The following is an 18,974-nucleotide window of genomic DNA, read 5'->3' on the forward strand; positions in this document are numbered from 1 at the left end:
GGCGCAACCCGCCAGGGTGCGCCACCGAAATCAAATACGCCGCGCGGCGTAACGCTTGAGCATGCTCGGGACGTCGAGAATCAACGCAATGCGACCGTCGCCAGTGATGGTGGCCCCGGACATGCCCGGGGTGCCCTGCAGCATCTTGCCCAGTGGCTTGATTACCACTTCTTCCTGGCCAACCAGTTGATCGACGACAAAGCCGATGCGCTGGGTGCCAACCGACAGGATCACCACGTGGCCCTCGTGCTGCTCTTCGTGCACCTGGCCCTGGACCAGCCAGCGCTTGAGGTAGAACAGCGGCAGCGCCTTGTCGCGCACGATCACCACTTCCTGGCCGTCGACCACGTTGGTGCGCGACAGGTCGAGGTGGAAGATCTCGTTGACGTTGACCAGCGGGAAGGCGAACGCCTGGTTGCCCAGCATCACCATCAGGGTGGGCATGATCGCCAGGGTCAGCGGCACCTTGATGACGATCTTCGAGCCCTGGCCCTTGGCCGAGAAGATATTGATCGAGCCATTGAGCTGGGAGATCTTGGTCTTCACCACGTCCATGCCCACACCGCGGCCGGACACGTCGGAAATCTCGGTCTTGGTCGAGAAGCCGGGGGCGAAGATCAGGTTGTAGCAGTCCGACTCGCTCAGGCGCTCGGCGGCATCCTTGTCCATCAAGCCCTTTTCCACGGCCTTGGCGCGCAAGATGTTGGGGTCCATGCCCTTGCCGTCGTCCGAGATCGACAGCAGGATGTGGTCGCCTTCCTGTTCGGCAGACAGCACCACGCGGCCGGTGCGCGCCTTGCCGGCGGCTTCACGCTCATCGGGCATTTCCACGCCATGGTCGACGGCGTTGCGCACCAGGTGCACCAATGGATCGGCCAGGGCTTCGACCAGGTTCTTGTCGAGGTCGGTCTCTTCGCCGACCAGCTCCAGGTTGATTTCTTTCTTGAGCTGACGGGCCAGGTCGCGCACCAGGCGCGGGAAGCGGCCGAAGACTTTCTTGATCGGCTGCATGCGGGTTTTCATCACCGCGGTCTGCAGGTCCGCGGTGACCACGTCGAGGTTGGACACGGCCTTGGACATGGCCTCGTCGCCACTGTTCAGGCCCAGGCGCACCAGGCGGTTACGCACCAGTACCAGTTCGCCGACCATGTTCATGATCTCGTCCAGGCGCGCGGTATCGACCCGCACGGTGGTCTCCGCTTCGCTGGCGCCATGCTTTTCAGCGGTCGGGGCCGGGGCGCGGGGTGCTGCGGCAGGTTTGCTGGCAGGCGCCGGAGCCGGGGTAGCAGCTGCTGCTGGCTTGGCCACGGGCTGGCTGTCGGCCTTGGCCGTGACCGGCGCTTGCACCTTGGCTGCAGCCGGGGCTTCGACGGCGGCAACGTCGCCGCCGAACTTGCCCTTGCCGTGCAACTGGTCCAGCAGCGCCTCGAACTCGTGCTCGCTGATTTCGTCGCTGGTTGCGCTGGTATCGGTTGCGGCAGGCGTCGGCGCCTTGGCACCGGGCAAGGCATCGGCCTGGAAGGTGCCCTTGCCATGCAACTGGTCCAGCAGCGATTCGAATTCGGCGTCGGTAATTTCGTCGCTGGCCGCTTCCGGCGCGCTGGCAACCGGCTGCGCGGCAACCTCGGCGCTGAACTGGCCTTTGCCGTGCAACTGGTCGAGCAGCGACTCGAACTCGGCGTCGGTGATTTCGTCACCTTCAGCGCTGACGGTCTCACCCTGCATCTGGTCGTCGGCCGCAGCTTGTGCCTTGACCGCATCGAGCGAATCGAGCAGCTGTTCGAACTCACTGTCGGTGATGTCCTGCTCCTCGGCCGGAGCTTCGGCAACCGGCGCCGGTGCCGCAGGGGCCGGCGCGGCAACGGCTTCGGCGCCCCCCGGTTCGGCCAGGCGCGACAGTGCCGCCAGCAGCTCGGGGGTAGCCGGGGTCACTTCGGTGCGCTCGCGCACCTGGCCAAACATGCTGTTGACCGTATCCAGTGCCTCGAGCACCACATCCATCAGTTCCGCGTCGACCCGGCGCTCACCTTTGCGCAGGATGTCGAACACGTTCTCGGCGATATGGCAGCACTCCACCAGCTCGTTCAGCTGAAGGAAGCCGGCGCCCCCTTTTACAGTGTGGAAACCGCGAAAGATCGCATTGAGCAGGTCGGCATCGTCGGGCCGGCTTTCCAGCTCGACCAGTTGCTCGGACAGTTGCTCAAGAATTTCGCCGGCTTCTACCAGGAAATCCTGGAGGATTTCTTCATCGGCGCCGAAGCTCATCAAAGGTGCTCCTTAAAAACCCAGGCTGGACAGCAGATCATCGACATCGTCCTGACCGGACACGACGTCTTCACGCTTATCGGCATGAATCTGCGGACCTTCACCCCGAGTCGGATGTTTTTCTAGATCTTTTTCTGCGCGCAATTGATCGTGGTCATGCTGGATGCCCGCAAAGCGGTCCACCTGGCTGGCCATGAGCACCAGTTTGAGCAGGTTGCTTTCCACCTCGGTGACCAAGTTGGTGACGCGCTTGATCACCTGGCCGGTCAGGTCCTGATAGTCCTGGGCCAGAAGAATGTCGTTGAGGTGGCCGGCGACCTTGCGGTTGCCTTCGGCGCTGTGCGTCAGGAAACTGTCGACGCGCTTGACCAGGTCGCGGAACTCCGGCGCAGCCACTTCGCGGCGCATGAAGCGCTGCCAGTCGGTGCTCAGGGCCGCGGCCTCGCTGGCCAGTTCGTTGAGCACCGGCGTGCTTTCCTCGACCAGGTCCATGGTGCGGTTGGCCGCGCCCTCGGTAAGCCTGACCACGTACGACAGGCGCTCGGTGGCGTCGGTTATCTGCGACACCTCCTCGGCCTGCGGCATGGTCGGGTCGATCTGGAAACTGACGATGGCACTGTGCAGCTCGCGGGTCAGCTTGCCGACTTCCTGGTACAGGCCGCGGTCGCGGGTCTGGTTCAGCTCGTGAATCAGCTGCACCGCCTCGCCGAAACGGCCCCGCTCCAGGCTTTCGACCAGCTCCTGGGCATGCTTCTTCAGGGTCGATTCGAACTCGCCCAAAGACGTTTGTGATGAATCCATGGCGCGCCCCCCTGACGTGACTCAGCCGTTGACGCGTTCGAAGATCTTCTCGATCTTTTCTTTGAGCACCTGGGCGGTGAACGGCTTGACCACGTAGCCATTGACGCCGGCCTGGGCCGCTTCGATGATCTGGTCGCGCTTGGCTTCGGCGGTCACCATCAGCACCGGCATGGCTTTCAGGCGATCGTGGGCCCGCACCTTACGCAGCAGGTCGATACCGGACATGCCCGGCATGTTCCAGTCGGTCACCAGGAAGTCGAAGTGGCCGTTCTCCAGCATCGGCAGCGCCGTGGTGCCGTCATCGGCTTCTTCGGTGTTGGTGAAGCCCAGGTCACGCAACAGGTTCTTGATGATCCGCCGCATCGTCGAAAAGTCGTCAACGATGAGGATTTTCATGTCTTTGTTCAAGTAGACCTCCAAGCAGTCTCAAACGCGCTCGGCCCCGAGCGCGCATTTACAATTCGGTACAACGTAGAAAACGACTGCAACGACAGCGGGCTCAACGCGCCCGCCATTCCCCCAGGCGGCTGCGCAGGCGCGCGGCACACTGGCTGTGCAACTGGCTGACCCGCGACTCGCTGACCCCCAGCACCTCACCGATTTCCTTGAGGTTCAGCTCTTCGTCGTAGTACAGCGCCAGCACCAGGCGCTCACGCTCCGGCAGGTTGGCGATGGCCTCGGTCAGGGCAACCTGGAAGCGCTCGTCTTCCAGGCCACGCGCAGGTTCTACCTGGCCACTGGCGCCATCCTCATGCAGCCCTTCGTGCTCGCCGTCCTGCAACAGGTCGTCGAAGCTGAACAGGCGGCTGCCCAGGGTATCGTTCAAGATCCCGTAGTAATCATCGAGACTCAATTGGAGTTCGGCAGCAACTTCATGATCTTTAGCGTCACGGCCGGTTCTTGCTTCAACCGCACGCATCGCGTCACTGACCATGCGGGTGTTGCGGTGCACCGAACGCGGCGCCCAATCGCCCTTGCGCACTTCATCGAGCATGGCCCCGCGAATGCGGATGCCGGCGTAGGTTTCAAAGCTCGCGCCCTTGCTGGCGTCGTACTTGTTGGCCACTTCCAGCAGGCCGATCATGCCGGCCTGGATCAGGTCCTCGACCTGCACGTTGGCCGGCAGCCGCGCCAGCAGGTGGTAGGCGATGCGCTTGACCAGTGGGGCGTAGCGCTCGATCAGCTCGCACTGGGCGTCTTTCGACGCCCGGCTGTACATCTTGAAACCACTGGCATTCATAACACAGGTCCCGCGCTGGTAGGTTGCACCAGACGCTCGACAAAGAACTCCAGATGGCCGCGCGGGTTGGCCGGCAGCGGCCAGCTGTCGACCTTCTGGGCAATCGCCTTGAAGGCCAGCGCGCACTTGGAGCGTGGGAAGGCTTCGTACACGGCACGCTGCTTCTGCACCGCCTTGCGCACGCACTCGTCATACGGCACGGCGCCCACGTACTGCAAGGCAACGTCGAGGAAGCGGTCGGTGACCTTGGTCAGCTTGGCGAACAGGTTGCGGCCTTCCTGTGGGCTTTGCGCCATGTTGGCCAGCACGCGGAAACGGTTCATGCCGTAGTCGCGGTTGAGCAGCTTGATCAAGGCGTAGGCGTCGGTGATCGAGGTGGGTTCGTCGCATACCACCAGCAGCACTTCCTGGGCAGCGCGGACGAAGCTGACCACCGAATCACCGATACCGGCCGCGGTGTCGATCACCAGCACGTCGAGGTTGTCGCCGACTTCGCTGAAAGCCTGGATCAGCCCGGCATGCTGGGCCGGGGCCAGGTGCACCATGCTCTGCGTACCCGAGGCAGCCGGCACGATGCGCACACCACCGGGGCCCTGCAGGATCACGTCGCGCAGCTCGCAGCGCCCCTCGATGACATCGGCCAGGGTCCGCTTGGGGGTAAGGCCCAGCAGCACGTCGACATTGGCCAGGCCCAGGTCGGCGTCCAGCAGCATGACCCTGCGGCCAAGCTCGGCCAGCGCCAGGGACAGGTTCACTGAAACGTTAGTCTTGCCGACGCCACCTTTGCCACCGGTCACGGCGATCACCTGTACGGGATGCATGCTACCCATGTCTGTTCTTTACCTTGTCTCGCTGGGACTCAGGCCACACGTAGGGCAATTCTGCGTACCCCTTGGCATAGCTACCTTGCACACGCTTCATCATCAACCCGCTCGCCGTGGGTTGTGATAGAGATCAGCGAACATGTCGGCCATGGCCTCTTCGCTGGGCTCGTCCTGCTGCTGCACATTGACCGCGCGGGAGACCAACTGGTGCCCCCGAGGCAGGTGCAGGTCGTCAGGAATACGCGGCCCATCGGTCAGGTAGGCCACCGGCAGTTCATGACTGATGGCAAGGCTCAGCACGTCGCCAAGGCTCGCCGTTTCATCGAGTTTGGTCAGGATGCAACCGGCCAGGCCGCAGCGCTTGTAGCTGTGGTAGGCGGCAGTCAGCACCTGCTTCTGGCTGGTAGTGGCCAGCACCAGGTAGTTCTTCGCGGCAATGCCACGCCCGGCCAGGGTGTCCAGCTGCATGCGCAGGGCCGGGTCGCTGGCCTGCAGGCCGGCGGTATCGATCAGCACCACGCGCTTGCGCAGCAGCGGCTCCAGCGCCGCAGCCAGCGACTGGCCCGGGTCGACGTAGGTCACCGGCACGTTGAGGATGCGGCCCAGGGTCTTGAGCTGCTCCTGGGCGCCGATGCGGAAGCTGTCCATGCTCACCAGTGCCAGGTTCTGCGCGCCGTACTTGAGCACGTAGCGGGCGGCCAGCTTGGCCAGGGTAGTGGTCTTGCCCATGCCGGCCGGGCCGACCATGGCGATCACACCCCCCTCTTCGATTGGCTCGACCTCGGGGATTTCGATCATCCGCGCCAGGTGCGCCAGCAACATGCGCCAGGCCTGGCGTGGCTCGTCGATCTCGGCGGTCAGGTCCAGTAGCTCACGGGCGATCGGCCCGGACAGGCCAATGCGCTGCAGCCGGCGCCAGACGGTGGCCTGCTGCGGCTTGCTGCCCTGCAGCTGATTCCAGGCCAGCGAGCCGAGCTGCACTTCCAGCAGCTCGCGCAGGCCCGACAGCTCGGAGCGCATGGCATCGAACAGACGCGGGTCGACCGGTGCCGATGCGGGGGTTGCACCGGCGGCCTCGGGCGCATCGACGTGCGGTTCGATCAACGGCTCGGCGGCGGTCAGCGACTGCCCGGCGAACAATTGGCGGTTGTTGTCGCTGCTGTCCGGGCGGGGATCCAGCTCGGCGCGGGCAGTGGCGATGCGCGTATGGGTCTTGCGCAGCTCTTCTTCCAGCTCGGCGTTAGGCACACGCGGGGCCAGGGCGGACAGTTTGTAGTCCAGCGCAGCCGTCAGTTCGACACCGCCGGCGATGCGGCGGTTGCCGATGATGGCGGCATCGGCGCCCAGCTCATCACGGACCAGCTTCATGGCCTGACGCATATCGGCGGCGAAAAATCGCTTAACTTGCATTATCCCCTACCTCAGCCGTTAGGGCCCACGGTGGCAACGATGGTGACTTGCTTGTTGTCAGGTATTTCCTGATACGCCAGAACATGCAAATTCGGTACAGCCAGGCGACCGAAACGCGACAGCATGGCGCGGATCGGGCCGGCGACCAGAAGGATGGCCGGCTGGCCCTGCATTTCCTGGCGCTGGGCCGCCTCGATCAACGAACGCTGCAGCTTTTCGGCCATGCTCGGCTCAAGAAGAACACCGTCTTCCTGACCTTGCCCGGCCCTCTGCAGACTATTGAGCAAAATCTGTTCCAATCTTGGCTCCAGGGTAATCACTGGCAGCTCCGACTCAATGCCGACAATGCTTTGCACGATGGCGCGACACAATCCGACGCGCACCGCCGCCACCAGCGCGGCGGTATCTTGACTCTTGCCGGCGTTGTTCGCGATCGCCTCGGCGATACTGCGAATATCGCGCACCGGCACCTGCTCCGACAACAGCGCTTGCAGCACCTTGAGCAGGCCCGACAATGAAATGACACCTGGCACCAGCTCTTCTGCAAGTTTAGGCGATGCCTTGGCCAAAACCTGCAGTAGTTGCTGGACCTCTTCATGGCCAATCAGCTCGTGGCAGTGCTTCTGCAGGATCTGGTTCAAGTGGGTGGCCACCACGGTGCTGGCGTCGACCACGGTGTAGCCCAACGACTGTGCCTGGGCGCGCTGGCCAACATCGATCCACACGGCCTCCAGGCCGAACGCCGGGTCACGCGCGGCAATACCGTTGAGGGTGCCGAACACCTGGCCCGGGTTGATTGCCAGTTCGCGATCCGGATAGATCTCGGCCTCGGCCAGGATCACCCCCATCAAGGTCAGGCGATAGGCGCTGGGCTGCAGGTCGAGGTTGTCGCGGATGTGCACGGTGGGCATGAGGAAGCCCAGGTCTTGCGACAGTTTCTTGCGCACGCCCTTGATCCGCGCCAGCAACTGGCCGCCCTGGTTGCGATCGACCAGCGGGATCAGCCGGTAGCCGACCTCCAGGCCAATCATGTCGATCGGCGTGACGTCGTCCCAGCCCAGTTCCTTGGTTTCCAGCGCACGCTGTGGCGAGGGCAGCAAGTCCTGCTGGCGCTGCGCCTCCTGCAGGGCTTGCGCCTTGGCCTTCTGCTGCTTCTTCCATACCAGGTAGGCGCCACCACCGGCCAGCAGGCCGAGGCTGAGGAAGGCCACGTGCGGCATGCCCGGCACCAGGCCCATGACAATCATCAGCGCGCCGGACACCGCCAGGGCCTTGGGCGAATCGAACATCTGCCGGTTGATCAGCTTGCCCATGTCCTCGGAGCCCGAGGCGCGGGTAACCATGATCGCGGCAGCGGTGGACAGCAGCAGTGATGGCAATTGCGCCACCAAACCGTCACCGATGGTCAGCAAGGCGTACACCTTGCCGGCATCGCCAAAGCTCATGCCGTGCTGCAGCATGCCGATCAGCATGCCGCCGATCAGGTTGATGAACAGGATCAGCAGGCCGGCGATGGCGTCACCGCGGACGAACTTGCTGGCACCGTCCATCGAACCGTAGAACTCGGCTTCCTGCGCCACTTCGGCGCGGCGGTGCTTGGCCTGGGCCTGGTCGATCAGGCCGGCGTTGAGGTCGGCGTCGATGGCCATCTGCTTGCCGGGCATGGCGTCGAGGGTGAAACGCGCGCTCACTTCCGAGATACGCCCGGCGCCCTTGGTCACCACCACGAAGTTGATGATCATGAGGATGGCGAACACCACGGCACCGACCACGTAGTTACCGCCGATCACCACCTCGCCGAAGGCCTGGATCACCTTGCCGGCTGCGCCGTGGCCCTCCTGGCCATGCAGCATCACAACCCGGGTGGATGCAACGTTCAGGGCCAGGCGCAACAGCGTGGCCACCAGCAGGATGGTGGGGAACGCGGCGAAGTCGAGCGGGCGCAGCGCATAGACGCAGACCAGCAGCACCACGATCGACAGGGCGATGTTGAAGGTGAAGAACACGTCGAGCAGGAACGGCGGTATCGGCAACATCATCATTGCCAACATCACCAGCAGCAACAGCGGCACACCCAGGTTGCCCCGACCGAGCCCGGCCAGGTTGTTACGGGCGTTGCTGATTAACTGAGTGCGATCCACCGCGAGTCCTCTTGATGCAAAACTTTGACGCACAGGGGGCGCCTGGCGCTGGCTTTGCAAGAAGCCTTCCAACTTTGCTCGACGGGGGATTTATGTTGTCTGTTCCGGCCTCTTCGCGGGTGAACCCGCTCCCACAGGGACCGCACAGCCTTCAAGGCCCGCAGAGGACCTGTGGGAGCGGGTTCACCCGCGAAAGGGCCAGAAGCCCTGACACAAGGTCAACTGTCGCGACGCAGGTCCGACGGGATCGGCAGGTCGTCCTTCAGCGGCTCTGGCCGCTTGCCCTTGCCTGCCCGGTACTGACGGATCTGGAACACATAGGCCAGCACCTGGGCCACCGCCAGGTACAAGCCGGCGGGGATTTCCTGCTCAAGCTCGGTGGAGTAATAGATCGCCCGCGCCAACGCCGGCGACTCGAGGATCTGGACCTTGTGCTCCACACCGATCTCGCGAATCTTCAAGGCAATGAAATCCGTGCCCTTGGCCAGCAGCAATGGCGCCGCCCCGCCTTTCTCCGGGTCGTACTGCAAGGCCACCGCATAATGCGTCGGGTTGGTGATGATCACATCGGCTTCGGGCACGGCCGCCATCATGCGCCGCTGTGAAGCCTCACGCTGCAGCTGGCGAATACGCTGCTTGACCTCGGGCTTGCCTTCACTGTCCTTGTACTCGTCCTTGACCTCCTGCTTGGTCATCTTCAGCTTGTTGTGCGCCTGCCACAGCTGGAACGGCACGTCCGCCGCCGCAATCAACAGCAGCCCCGCCGACATCCACAACGCACTCCAGCCCACCACCTGCAGGCTATGGATGATCGCCTGCTCCAACGGCTCGTTGGCGATGGCCAGCAGCGCCTGGCGGTCATTGACCAGTACCACTACCGCCACGACCAGAATCACGAGAAACTTGGCGAACGCTTTCAAGAGTTCGGTCAGGGCATTCATCGAGAACATGCGCTTGACCCCTGACAAGGGATTCATGCGGCTGAATTTCGGCTGCAACAGGCTGCCGGAAAACAGGAAACCGCCCAGGGCGATCGGCGCGACGAAGGAAATCACGAACAACAGGATCAATATCGGCTGCACTGCCCAGATGGCCATCTTGCCCGAGGCCAGCAGGAAGGCACCCATGGCCCGCTCATCGGTGATGAAGTCGCGGGTCAGGCTGAAGTTCATGCGCATGATCGCCAGCAGCGTCTCGGCCAGGTGGCCGCCAAACGCCAACAGGCCACCGGCGCCGGCCAGGGTCACCGCCACCGTGTTCAGTTCCTTGGACCGCGCGATCTCGCCTTTCTCGCGAGCATCGCGCTTGCGCTTGTCGGTGGGTTCTTCTGTCTTGTCCTGACCGCTTTCGCTTTCTGCCATGCTCAGCGCGCCCTCGCCAGTTCACGCAGCCATTGCAGCGCTTCGCTGGCCAATGCCTGGTAATGGGAAAGTATATCGGCCAGGCCAACCCAGAAAATGAACATGCCCATGACCAGGGTAAGCGGAAAACCGATGGAGAAAATGTTCAACTGCGGCGCGGCACGCGTCATTACGCCAAAGGCGATGTTCACCACCAGCAGCGCGGCGATAGCCGGCAGGATCAGCAGAAGGCCGGCGCCGAACACCCAGCCCAGGCGCCCCGCCAGTTCCCAGAACTGATTGACCACCAGCGCATTGCCCACCGGCAAGGTGGTGAAACTTTCGGTCAGCACCTCGAACGCCACCAGATGGCCGTTCATCAGCAGGAACAGCACGCTCACCAGCATGGTCATGAACTGGCTGATCACCGCGACGTTGACGCCGTTCGCCGGGTCGACCATCGATGCGAAGGCCATGCCCATCTGCACCGCGACGACCTGGCCAGCGATCACGAACGCCTGGAACAACAACTGCAACGACAACCCGAACAGCGCCCCGACGATGACCTGCTCGGCACACAGCAGCAGGCCGCGCAGGCTCAACGGGTCGAACTCGGGCAAGGGTGGCAGGGCCGGGACGATCACCACGGTGATAGCCACGGCCACATACAGGCGCACCCGCGCCGGCAGCATGCGGGTGCCGAAGATCGGCATGGTCATCAGCACCGCCGTCACCCGGAACAACGGCAGGATGAAGGTGGCAACCCAGGTGCCGATCTGCGTGTCGGTCAGCTCCAGCATCGGCGCGTCAACCGATCAAATGCGGGATGTTGGTGTAGAGGCTGATGAAGTACTCCATGAACTTCTGCACCAGCCACGGCCCGGCGACGATCAGCGTGACCAGCATCACCAGCAGGCGCGGGAGGAAACTCAGGGTCTGTTCGTTGATCTGCGTGGCGGCCTGGAACATCGCCACCACCAGGCCCACCAGCAGGCTGGGCACTACCAGTATGGCGACCATCAGGGTGGTCAGCCACAAGGCATCACGGAACAGGTCGACAGCGACTTCAGGTGTCATCGGCGGCTCTCCTTGACGGCGTCAGACGCCGCCGAAACTGCTGGCCAGGGTACCCATGATCAGCGCCCAGCCATCCACCAGCACGAACAGCATGATCTTGAACGGCAGCGAGATGATCAGCGGCGACAGCATCATCATGCCCATGGCCATCAGCACGCTGGCCACCACCATGTCGATGATCAGGAACGGGATGAAGATCATGAAACCGATCTGGAATGCGGTCTTCAGCTCTGAGGTGACGAACGCCGGTACCAGGATCGTCAGCGGCACCTGGTCCGGGCCGGCGATGTCGGTACGCTTGGACAGGCGCATGAACAGGTCGAGGTCGCTTTGCCGGGTTTGTGCCAGCATGAAGTCCTTGAGCGGCACCTGGGCCTTGTCTATGGCCTGCTGGGCGGTCATCTGCTCCTTCAGGTACGGCTGCAGCGCGTCCTGGTTCACCCGGTCGAACACCGGCGCCATGATGAACATGGTCAGGAACAGCGCCATGCCGGTCAGCAACTGGTTCGACGGCGTCTGCTGCAGGCCCAGGGCCTGACGCAGGATCGAGAACACGATGATGATGCGGGTGAAGCTGGTCATCAGGATGACGAACGCCGGAATGAAGCTGAGCGCCGTCATGATCAGCAGGATCTGCAGGCTGACCGAGTATTCCTGCTGCCCGTCCGGGGTATTGGACAGGGTAATGGCCGGGATCGACAGCGGGTCGGCACCCAAGGCCAGCGGCGCAGCCAGCAGCAGCGCCAGAGTCAACAACACACGCAGCGCGCCACTCATCACTTCTTGTCCTTAGGGTCCTTGCCCATCAGCTCCATCAGCCGCTGGGCAAACTCCGGCGTCGCCTGACGGGCACTTTCCGGCACTTCCACGGGTTCGGCCAGCACATGCAGGGCCTCGATGCTGCCAGGGGTATGGCCGATCAGGATCTGCTCCTTGCCCACCTGCACCAGCAGCAGCCGATCACGCGGGCCGATGGCCCGGCTGCCGACGATCTCGATCACCTGCCCGCCCTTCACCGCCGTGCTTTGCATGCGCCGCAGCAACCAGGCCAGGAAGAAGATCAGGCCGACCACCAGCAGCAGGCCGAAGACCATCTGCGCCAACTGCCCACCGAGGCTGCCAGGCGCGGTTGCCGGGGTTGCCGCCGGCGTGGCCGCGGCCAGGCATGCCTGGCTGGCGAGCAGCGCGGCGAGCGCCGCGATGGCGCGCATCGTGCCCTTCACTCAGCGCAGCTTCTTGATACGTTCGCTGGGGCTGATCACGTCGGTCAGGCGGATGCCGAACTTTTCGTTGACCACCACCACTTCGCCATGGGCGATCAGCGTGCCGTTGACCAGCACGTCGAGCGGTTCGCCGGCCAGGCGATCGAGCTCGATCACCGAGCCCTGGTTGAGCTGCAGCAGGTTGCGGATGTTGATCTCGGTGCTGCCCACTTCCATGGAAATGTTCACCGGGATATCCAGGATCACGTCCAGGTTCGGGCCTTCGAGGCTGACGTTTTCGTTCGGCTTCGGCGAGCTGGCAAACTCTTCCATCGGCAGGCGGCCCGGGCCGCTGGCGCTGCTACCGGTGTCACCACCCAGCAGTGCATCGATGTCGGCCTGGCCGGCTGCACCGGTTTCTTCCAGTGCCGCAGCCCACTCATCGGCCAGCGCCTGGTCCTCTGCAGAGGTGATCTCGTTTTCGTTAGCCATGGTTTCCTCGACAGGCATTCAATTCGTTAGGAGTGACCGGCACGCCGTCAGCGGCGTTCGATCGGGTCGATGATCTGCAGCGCCAGGTTGCCCTTGTGCGAACCCAGGCGCGCCTTGAACGACGGCACGCCGTTAGCGCGCAGCACCAGGTGCTCGGGCAGCTCCACCGGGATCACGTCGCCAGGCTGCATGTGCAGGATGTCGCGCAGCTTCAGCTGGCGCCGGGCTACGGTGGCGGTCAGCGGCACGGCCACGTCCAGCACGTCCTCGCGCAGGGCCTTGACCCAGCGCTCGTCCTGGTCGTCCAGGTCGGACTGGAAACCGGCATCGAGCATTTCCCGCACCGGCTCGATCATCGAGTACGGCATGGTCACGTGCAGGTCGCCGCCACCGCCGTCCAGTTCGATGTGGAAGGTGGACACCACCACCGCTTCGCTGGGGCCGACAATGTTGGCCATGGCCGGGTTTACTTCGGAGTTCATGTATTCGAAGGTGACCGGCATGATTGCCTGCCAGGCTTCCTTGAGGTCGACGAAGCACTGGTCCAGCACCATGCGCACCACGCGCAGCTCGGTGGGGGTGAATTCGCGGCCTTCGATCTTGGCGTGGCGACCGTCGCCGCCGAAGAAGTTGTCCACCAGCTTGAACACCAGCTTGGCGTCGAGGATGAACAGCGAGGTGCCGCGCAGCGGCTTGATCTTGACCAGGTTGAGGCTGGTCGGCACGTACAGCGAGTGTACGTATTCGCCGAACTTCATCACTTGCACGCCACCCACTGCCACGTCGGCGGAACGGCGCAGCAGGTTGAACATGCTGATACGGGTGTAACGGGCGAAACGCTCGTTGATCATTTCCAGGGTCGGCATGCGGCCCCGCACGATACGGTCCTGACTGGTCAGGTCGTAGCTTTTGATGCTGCCAGGCTCGGATGCACTCTCGGTCTGCACCAGCCCGTCGTCGACGCCATGCAACAGGGCATCGATTTCATCCTGGGACAGCAGGTCCTGTACGGCCATTGCGGACTCCTACTGCAATACGAAATTGGTGAACAGCAACTGGTCGACGACCGGCTTGCCGACTTCCTTCTGCGCCACTTCCTGGACCACTGCGGTGGCCTTCTGGCGCAGCATTTCCTGCCCCACCGGGCTGCCGGCCAGGGTGTCGAAGCCTTGCCCGGAGAACATCATCACCAGGTTGTTGCGGATCACCGGCATGTGCACCTTGAGCGCATCCAGGTCAGCCTGGCTGCGCGCCTGCATGGTGATGCTCACCTGCATGTAGCGCTGGCGACCGTTCTGGTTGAAGTTGACCACAAAGGCCGGAGCCAGCGCTTCGTAGATAGCCGCTGGCTTGACGTTGCTGGCTGCAGGATCGGCGGCCGGGGCCGGCTCGCTCTTGTGCATGATGAACCAGGTAGCGCCCACCGAAAGGCCGACCGCCAGCAACAGGCCCACTACTGCCAGCAGGATCAGCTTGAGTTTGCCTTTAGTGGCGGGGTCTTTGACTGCTTCGCTCTTCGCCATGCCAATAATCCGTCGTCCATCGGGGGTTCAAGGGAGAATGGCTTGGCTTGAGCAAGTGTTATGCCAGATTTTGCAGAAGGGCATTTTCAGCAGGGACAACTGTGCTGGCTTCTTCGCGGGTGAACCCGCTCCCACAGGACCTGCACAGGCTGCCGATCCCGCATCGTACTTGTGGGAGCGGGTTTACCCGCGAAGAGGCCAGTACAGGCAATCGAGATCTATGCGTAATAATCGACCGCGCTGTCGCCCACAACCACCTGCTGCTCCACAGGCCGGGCGCTATCGACTGCCTCGCCGCCATCCTGCTCAGCCCGGCGCGCCGCCACCCCGGACAGGTTACTGCCCTGCGCCTGCCCCTGCTGTTGTTGTTGACCGCGCGACTGGTCGGCCACGTTGACATCCGGCTGTGCCAGCCCCTGCTGGGCGAACAGCTCGCGCAGGCGGTGCACCTGGCTGTCGAGGGCGTCACGCACACCGGCGTGGCCGCTGATGAAGGTGATCTGGGTCGACTGGTCCGTCGCAACATTGACGCGAATGTCCAGGCGGCCCAGTTCCGCCGGCTCCAACTGGATATCCGCCGACTTGAGGTTCTGGCTGGACAGGTACATGACCCGGTTGACCAGGCCCTCGGCCCAGGCGTTCTGGTTCATCGGCAGTGGTTGGTGCAATGGGCTGGCATTGGCCGGCACGGCATTGGCGGTCTTGGCCGTGGCGGCCTGGGTCAGGTTGGCCAGGCGGTTGGCGAAATCGTCGACGCGCGTATCGCTGCCAGCGCTCTTGGTGTCCTTCAGGCCATCTTCGAGCAAGCCAGCAAAGGCCTTGTCGCCAGGCTCGCCGGTTTCACCATCAGCATTCTCGACCAGATTCGCCAAGGTATTGACGGCCATCTGCCCCTCCTCGCCCTGGGCCTGTGAAGGGTCCAGGGCATGCGCCGAGGTCGCCCCTTTGGCCTGGGCGCTTTGTTCCAGTGCCAGGCGCAAGGTCGGCAGGTTGGCCAACGGGTCGGCGTCAGGGTCGAAGGCTTCCTCGGCTGGCTCCTCGGGCAACGCGGCGGTGACCTGGGCTTGCGCCGTGGCGGCTTGCAACACAGGTGCCACCGCCTCGGCCTGGGCCTGAATCAGCTGTGCGCCAGGCTGGGCGTCGGTTACCTGGCCGGCCACAAGACTGGCATCGCGCACGCCGGTGTCCGCCTGAGCCTGGTCGTCGGCTGGCAATTGTTTGCCGTCATCGGCAACGGTGGTTTTTTCCGCAGCGTCTTTCTTGCCGCCTTGTGCCGCCTCGGATTTGTCCTTGGGCTTGGCCTGGTCGGCCTTGTCGTCCTGCGCGGCGGCCTTGTCGCGGCCCCGCCTGGCCATCACCTGGCCAAAGCTGTCACCCTTGTCGCCCGGCGCCTGCAGAGGTTTTTCAGCCTGTGTGGCGGCCGAACGCGAGGGGGTGGCAATGGCAGTGCCTTGCAACAATGGGTTGGGTGCGACAGGCATCGAGCAGTCTCCGCGCCAGAAACAAAAAAATCATCCAGCCAGAGACAGGCAAGAGTCGCGCCAACTTGCGCATCAACCTGCGGAAATACGTTGTTGCTCACCCCGGTAGAAGGTCTGCACCTCGAAGAATTCCTGATCGATGCGGTTGATCAGGTCCTCGATGCCATACAGCGGGGGCCGCCGCGCGCGCTCCTCCAGCTCCTGGCACAGGTTGGCCAGGCCCACGGCGCCCATGTTGCTGCTGCTACCCTTGAAGCTGTGCGCGGCCAAACCGAGCTCCTCGGCACTTCTGGCCGCATGCAACTGGCTCAGGCGCCGTTCGGAATCTTCTAGAAATGTCTGCACCAGCAGCAGATAGCCGTCCTCCATGACTTCACGCAGGTCGCTGAGGACCCTGTGGTCAATATGCATGTCAGTCACTTGTTCACTCCTTGATCAAGCCAGATTATGCCCGAGCCAACCCGTGGCTCACCAGACGAACTCCACATGCGCGCAGCGCCCGCCATCACTCCAGTGCGCACTGCTGGCCAACCGCCGCACCAGGTTCAGGCCTCGCCCGCTCAGCTCCTGCTCCAGCGAGGGCCGCGACAGCACGCGCTGCACATCGAACCCGGCACCGCTGTCACGGACCTCGATCATCAGACGCCCGCCATCGGCCTGCGGTTCAACCTGGAAATCGATGCGTACGTAACCGTCGGTCAGTACCCCAAGGCGCCGAGCGCGTTCCTGATAGTAGTTGGCAAAGCCCTGTACATCGCGCTTGAGCTGCGAGTCCAGGCCCAGCACACCATGCTCCAGGGCGTTGGAATACAGCTCGCTGAGCACACTGTGCAGGTTGCCGGTACGTGCGCGCAGGCCGTGAATCTCTTGCAACAACTGCACCAGGTACGGCACCGGGTTGAAGCGCTTCAAGCTCTGGCCACGCACCTCGAACCCCAGCGACCAGTCCAGCGGGCTGGAGCGGCCGCTATCAGAGTAGATCATAGGCGCCGGCACCCGCTCCTCGGCGCTGAACATACGAATGTCGCACAAACTGATGTCATCGCGCGGGCGCCCGCCAAAACGCTCCAGGGCCTGCATCACTTCGTCGAACAGCCGCACCGGGTCACGATTGTCGGCCAGCACCCTGCGCAGGCGCTGCACGCCAAAAAGGCGCTCCTGATCGTCGGCGGTGTCGAGCACGCCGTCCGACAGCAGCAGCAGGCGCTCGCCCGGTGCCAACGGCAACACTTCGGTACTGTCATCGAAACGCTCGGCATCCAGGATGCCCAGTGGCAGGTGTCGCGAACTCAGCACCGACAGCACCTGGCCATCCACTGCCAAACGATAGCCATCAGGCATGCCACCGTTCCACACTTCCACCGAACCGCGCTGCATGCTGAGGTTGAGCAACAGCGCACAACAGAACATGTCCACCGGCAGGATGCGTTTGAGCTTGGCGTTCATCTCGCGCAGGACCTGCGCCATGCCGTAGCCCTTGGCGGTCATGCCGTAGAACACTTCTGCCAGCGGCATGGCCCCTACCGCCGCTGGCAGGCCGTGGCCGGTGAAATCGCCAAGCAGCACGCGCATGTCGCCGGACGGGGTGAACGCGGCCAGCATCAGGTCGCCATTGAACAGCGCATAGGGCGACTGCAGGTAGCGGATGTTGGGTGCGGCCAGGCAGCCGGAGTGGGCTACCTTGTCGAATACGGCCTTGGCCACCCGCTGCTCGTTGAGCAGGTGGTGGTGGTGCCGGCTAATCTGGTCGCGCTGCTCCAGCACGGTGGCCTGCAGCCGGCGCAGGCGGTCCATGGCGCGGATCTTGGCGCCGAGGATAACCGCACTGTAGGGCTTGGCCATGAAGTCGTCGCCCCCGGCCTCCAGGCAGCGCACCAAGCCTTCCTCCTCGTTCAATGACGTCAGGAAAATGATCGGCACCAGCGCTTCGCCGGCCAGGGCCTTGATCTGCCGCGCCGCCTCGAAGCCGTCCATCACCGGCATCAGTGCATCCAGCAGCACCAGTTGCGGGCGCCGCTCGATGAACAGCGCCACCGCCTGCTCGCCGTTTTCCGCGGTGAATACCTGATGACCCTGCCGGCGCACGATCTGCGCCAGCAGCAGGCGGTCGGCGGCACCGTCTTCGGCGACCAGCACGGTCAACGCCTGTTCGGCCGGCATGTCGGCGCTCAACTGATATCGAAGAGTTTTTCGAAATTGGAGATGGCGAGGATCTTGCGCACATCGGAGCTGGCATGCACTACCCGCACATCCGACTCATCGCCGCCCGCATGGTCACGCAATAACAGCAGCATGCCGAGTGCAGAACTGTCGAGGTAGGTGGTGTCCTTCAGGTCGACGACCACCGAATCGGGCCGGCGGGGCTGGCGTTCGTAGGCGTCACGAAATTCCTGGTGCTTGCCGAAATCGAAGCGCCCCTTGATCTTGATCGTCAGCTTTTTCCCGTCCTGCGAAAAATCAGTCTCGACTGCCATGCTAGCGATTCCTTCGATGATGGCGGATGCAACTCCTTAAAGGTTTAGCAGGCGATGCCAGGGGAGGCAAGCATGCCGTTCCCACATGCGGTGCACCCAGTGTAGGAGCGGCCTTGTGTCGCGAAAGGGCCGCAGAGCGGCCCCGGCACTATTTGCTGCGAAGCTGACATCCTGGGGCCGCTGCGCGCCCCTTTCGCGACACAAGGCCGCTCCTACAGGGTACGGCGCAAGCCTAATGGGCCAGTACAGGCTATAGGTGATTCTGCCGCGGCAGGCGCTGGGACAACTCATCCAGCAAGCGCTGCTCGCGCTTGTCTTCGGCGCGCCTGGCTTCGTCCAGGTAGCGCTGCACCAGCTTGCGCAAGCCCTCCACCCGGGCATAGGCCTGCTGCCAGGTGCCGCGGGCGTTGTTGAGGTTGTTCTGGTGCCAGGCCAGGCTCTGGCGCTGCTGGGTCATGGCCGTTTCCAACTGCCCGAGGAAACGCTGGTAATTGACCAGCCAACTGCCATTTACCCCCTGCCCGCCACGGTTGATCCACTGCAGCTGGTAATCCTCGCGAAACCGCTCGAGCTCGGCCAGCTTGGCCTGGGCGGTGACCACCTGCTGCTGGAAATGCCCAAGGCGCTGGGCCGCCTGGCGCTCGGCCTCTTCGGCCATGTCCACCACCGGCGCCAGGCGCGCGGCACGTCCGGGCAGCGCCATG

20 protein-coding genes are annotated in these 18,974 nt (G+C 63.6%); all 20 read right to left on the reverse strand.

Going from position 1 to position 18,974, the window contains the following annotated elements:
* Positions 1 to 30: 30 nt before the first annotated feature.
* A complete protein-coding gene (locus JV551A3_RS22850; protein ID WP_133974373.1) occupies positions 31 to 2,265 on the reverse strand; it encodes a chemotaxis protein CheA in 2,235 nt (744 codons plus the stop codon).
* Between the two features lie 12 nt (positions 2,266 to 2,277).
* Positions 2,278 to 3,066 carry a protein phosphatase CheZ gene (locus JV551A3_RS22855; RefSeq protein WP_133974375.1) on the reverse strand — a complete coding sequence of 263 codons (789 nt, stop codon included), beginning with the start codon at positions 3,064 to 3,066 and terminating at the stop codon, positions 2,278 to 2,280.
* A gap of 21 nt (positions 3,067 to 3,087) precedes the next feature.
* Positions 3,088 to 3,462 carry a chemotaxis response regulator CheY gene (locus JV551A3_RS22860; RefSeq protein ID WP_112253075.1) on the reverse strand — a complete coding sequence of 125 codons (375 nt, stop codon included), beginning with the start codon at positions 3,460 to 3,462 and terminating at the stop codon, positions 3,088 to 3,090.
* Between the two features lie 103 nt (positions 3,463 to 3,565).
* The gene (fliA, locus tag JV551A3_RS22865) at positions 3,566 to 4,306 is read right to left on the reverse strand and encodes an RNA polymerase sigma factor FliA (protein WP_133974377.1); all 741 of its coding nucleotides are present in this window, start codon (positions 4,304 to 4,306) and stop codon (positions 3,566 to 3,568) included.
* Complete coding sequence (gene fleN, locus JV551A3_RS22870) at positions 4,303 to 5,136, reverse strand: flagellar synthesis regulator FleN (RefSeq protein ID WP_133974379.1); 834 nt, start codon at positions 5,134 to 5,136, stop codon at positions 4,303 to 4,305. Before fleN ends, fliA begins: the two co-directional genes overlap by 4 nt.
* 93 nt (positions 5,137 to 5,229) lie before the next feature.
* Entirely contained in the window at positions 5,230 to 6,540 is a 1,311-nt protein-coding gene (gene flhF / locus JV551A3_RS22875) for a flagellar biosynthesis protein FlhF (RefSeq protein ID WP_133974381.1), read from the reverse strand.
* 11 nt (positions 6,541 to 6,551) lie between these two features.
* Complete coding sequence (flhA, locus tag JV551A3_RS22880; RefSeq protein WP_133974383.1) at positions 6,552 to 8,681, reverse strand: flagellar biosynthesis protein FlhA; 2,130 nt, start codon at positions 8,679 to 8,681, stop codon at positions 6,552 to 6,554.
* 218 nt (positions 8,682 to 8,899) lie between these two features.
* Positions 8,900 to 10,042 (reverse strand): flagellar biosynthesis protein FlhB, encoded by a 1,143-nt coding sequence (gene flhB, locus JV551A3_RS22885; RefSeq protein WP_133974385.1) that lies wholly within the window; start codon positions 10,040 to 10,042, stop codon positions 8,900 to 8,902.
* Between the two features lie 2 nt (positions 10,043 to 10,044).
* Positions 10,045 to 10,821 (reverse strand): flagellar biosynthetic protein FliR, encoded by a 777-nt coding sequence (gene fliR / locus JV551A3_RS22890; RefSeq protein WP_021785189.1) that lies wholly within the window; start codon positions 10,819 to 10,821, stop codon positions 10,045 to 10,047.
* A gap of 7 nt (positions 10,822 to 10,828) precedes the next feature.
* Positions 10,829 to 11,098, reverse strand: coding sequence for a flagellar biosynthesis protein FliQ (fliQ, locus tag JV551A3_RS22895; protein WP_112253079.1), 270 nt, complete (start codon positions 11,096 to 11,098; stop codon positions 10,829 to 10,831).
* A gap of 21 nt (positions 11,099 to 11,119) precedes the next feature.
* Positions 11,120 to 11,875 (reverse strand): flagellar type III secretion system pore protein FliP, encoded by a 756-nt coding sequence (gene fliP / locus JV551A3_RS22900; protein WP_133974387.1) that lies wholly within the window; start codon positions 11,873 to 11,875, stop codon positions 11,120 to 11,122.
* A complete protein-coding gene (gene fliO / locus JV551A3_RS22905) occupies positions 11,875 to 12,309 on the reverse strand; it encodes a flagellar biosynthetic protein FliO (RefSeq protein WP_075047027.1) in 435 nt (144 codons plus the stop codon). The genes fliP and fliO overlap by 1 nt, the downstream gene beginning before the upstream one ends.
* A 12-nt stretch (positions 12,310 to 12,321) precedes the next feature.
* A complete protein-coding gene (gene fliN / locus JV551A3_RS22910) occupies positions 12,322 to 12,792 on the reverse strand; it encodes a flagellar motor switch protein FliN (RefSeq protein WP_133974389.1) in 471 nt (156 codons plus the stop codon).
* Between the two features lie 47 nt (positions 12,793 to 12,839).
* Positions 12,840 to 13,808, reverse strand: coding sequence for a flagellar motor switch protein FliM (gene fliM, locus JV551A3_RS22915; RefSeq protein WP_013973595.1), 969 nt, complete (start codon positions 13,806 to 13,808; stop codon positions 12,840 to 12,842).
* Positions 13,809 to 13,817: 9 nt separating this feature from the next.
* A complete protein-coding gene (fliL, locus tag JV551A3_RS22920; RefSeq protein ID WP_133974391.1) occupies positions 13,818 to 14,315 on the reverse strand; it encodes a flagellar basal body-associated protein FliL in 498 nt (165 codons plus the stop codon).
* Positions 14,316 to 14,533: 218 nt separating this feature from the next.
* Positions 14,534 to 15,796: a flagellar hook-length control protein FliK gene (locus tag JV551A3_RS22925; RefSeq protein ID WP_133974393.1), complete on the reverse strand. Its 1,263-nt coding sequence runs from the start codon at positions 15,794 to 15,796 to the stop codon at positions 14,534 to 14,536.
* A 72-nt stretch (positions 15,797 to 15,868) separates the two neighbouring features.
* Complete coding sequence (locus tag JV551A3_RS22930) at positions 15,869 to 16,216, reverse strand: Hpt domain-containing protein (RefSeq protein ID WP_133974395.1); 348 nt, start codon at positions 16,214 to 16,216, stop codon at positions 15,869 to 15,871.
* Between the two features lie 48 nt (positions 16,217 to 16,264).
* On the reverse strand, positions 16,265 to 17,956 hold the full coding sequence (locus tag JV551A3_RS22935; RefSeq protein WP_133974397.1) for a fused response regulator/phosphatase: 1,692 nt from the start codon (positions 17,954 to 17,956) through the stop codon (positions 16,265 to 16,267).
* An 8-nt stretch (positions 17,957 to 17,964) separates the two neighbouring features.
* Positions 17,965 to 18,270, reverse strand: coding sequence for an STAS domain-containing protein (locus tag JV551A3_RS22940; RefSeq protein ID WP_003254426.1), 306 nt, complete (start codon positions 18,268 to 18,270; stop codon positions 17,965 to 17,967).
* 250 nt (positions 18,271 to 18,520) lie between these two features.
* Positions 18,521 to 18,973, reverse strand: a complete 453-nt coding sequence (gene fliJ / locus JV551A3_RS22945) for a flagellar export protein FliJ (RefSeq protein ID WP_133974399.1) — start codon at positions 18,971 to 18,973, stop codon at positions 18,521 to 18,523.
* Between the last annotated feature and the right edge of the window lies 1 nt (position 18,974).

The organism is Pseudomonas inefficax, from assembly GCF_900277125.1.
GTDB classification, from domain to species: domain Bacteria; phylum Pseudomonadota; class Gammaproteobacteria; order Pseudomonadales; family Pseudomonadaceae; genus Aquipseudomonas; species Aquipseudomonas inefficax.

What these genes read in the sequence shown, in the direction of transcription:
- JV551A3_RS22850 (WP_133974373.1), bottom strand. Translation starts at nt 2,265, where the DNA reads ATGAGCTTCGGCGCCGATGAAGAAATCCTCCAGGATTTCCTGGTAGAA.
- JV551A3_RS22855 (WP_133974375.1), bottom strand. Translation starts at nt 3,066, where the DNA reads ATGGATTCATCACAAACGTCTTTGGGCGAGTTCGAATCGACCCTGAAG.
- JV551A3_RS22860 (WP_112253075.1), bottom strand. Translation starts at nt 3,462, where the DNA reads ATGAAAATCCTCATCGTTGACGACTTTTCGACGATGCGGCGGATCATC.
- fliA (WP_133974377.1), bottom strand. Translation starts at nt 4,306, where the DNA reads ATGAATGCCAGTGGTTTCAAGATGTACAGCCGGGCGTCGAAAGACGCC.
- fleN (WP_133974379.1), bottom strand. Translation starts at nt 5,136, where the DNA reads ATGGGTAGCATGCATCCCGTACAGGTGATCGCCGTGACCGGTGGCAAA.
- flhF (WP_133974381.1), bottom strand. Translation starts at nt 6,540, where the DNA reads ATGCAAGTTAAGCGATTTTTCGCCGCCGATATGCGTCAGGCCATGAAG.
- flhB (WP_133974385.1), bottom strand. Translation starts at nt 10,042, where the DNA reads ATGGCAGAAAGCGAAAGCGGTCAGGACAAGACAGAAGAACCCACCGAC.
- fliR (WP_021785189.1), bottom strand. Translation starts at nt 10,821, where the DNA reads ATGCTGGAGCTGACCGACACGCAGATCGGCACCTGGGTTGCCACCTTC.
- fliQ (WP_112253079.1), bottom strand. Translation starts at nt 11,098, where the DNA reads ATGACACCTGAAGTCGCTGTCGACCTGTTCCGTGATGCCTTGTGGCTG.
- fliP (WP_133974387.1), bottom strand. Translation starts at nt 11,875, where the DNA reads ATGAGTGGCGCGCTGCGTGTGTTGTTGACTCTGGCGCTGCTGCTGGCT.
- fliO (WP_075047027.1), bottom strand. Translation starts at nt 12,309, where the DNA reads ATGCGCGCCATCGCGGCGCTCGCCGCGCTGCTCGCCAGCCAGGCATGC.
- fliN (WP_133974389.1), bottom strand. Translation starts at nt 12,792, where the DNA reads ATGGCTAACGAAAACGAGATCACCTCTGCAGAGGACCAGGCGCTGGCC.
- fliM (WP_013973595.1), bottom strand. Translation starts at nt 13,808, where the DNA reads ATGGCCGTACAGGACCTGCTGTCCCAGGATGAAATCGATGCCCTGTTG.
- fliL (WP_133974391.1), bottom strand. Translation starts at nt 14,315, where the DNA reads ATGGCGAAGAGCGAAGCAGTCAAAGACCCCGCCACTAAAGGCAAACTC.
- JV551A3_RS22925 (WP_133974393.1), bottom strand. Translation starts at nt 15,796, where the DNA reads ATGCCTGTCGCACCCAACCCATTGTTGCAAGGCACTGCCATTGCCACC.
- JV551A3_RS22935 (WP_133974397.1), bottom strand. Translation starts at nt 17,956, where the DNA reads ATGCCGGCCGAACAGGCGTTGACCGTGCTGGTCGCCGAAGACGGTGCC.
- JV551A3_RS22940 (WP_003254426.1), bottom strand. Translation starts at nt 18,270, where the DNA reads ATGGCAGTCGAGACTGATTTTTCGCAGGACGGGAAAAAGCTGACGATC.
- fliJ (WP_133974399.1), bottom strand. Translation starts at nt 18,973, where the DNA reads ATGGCGCTGCCCGGACGTGCCGCGCGCCTGGCGCCGGTGGTGGACATG.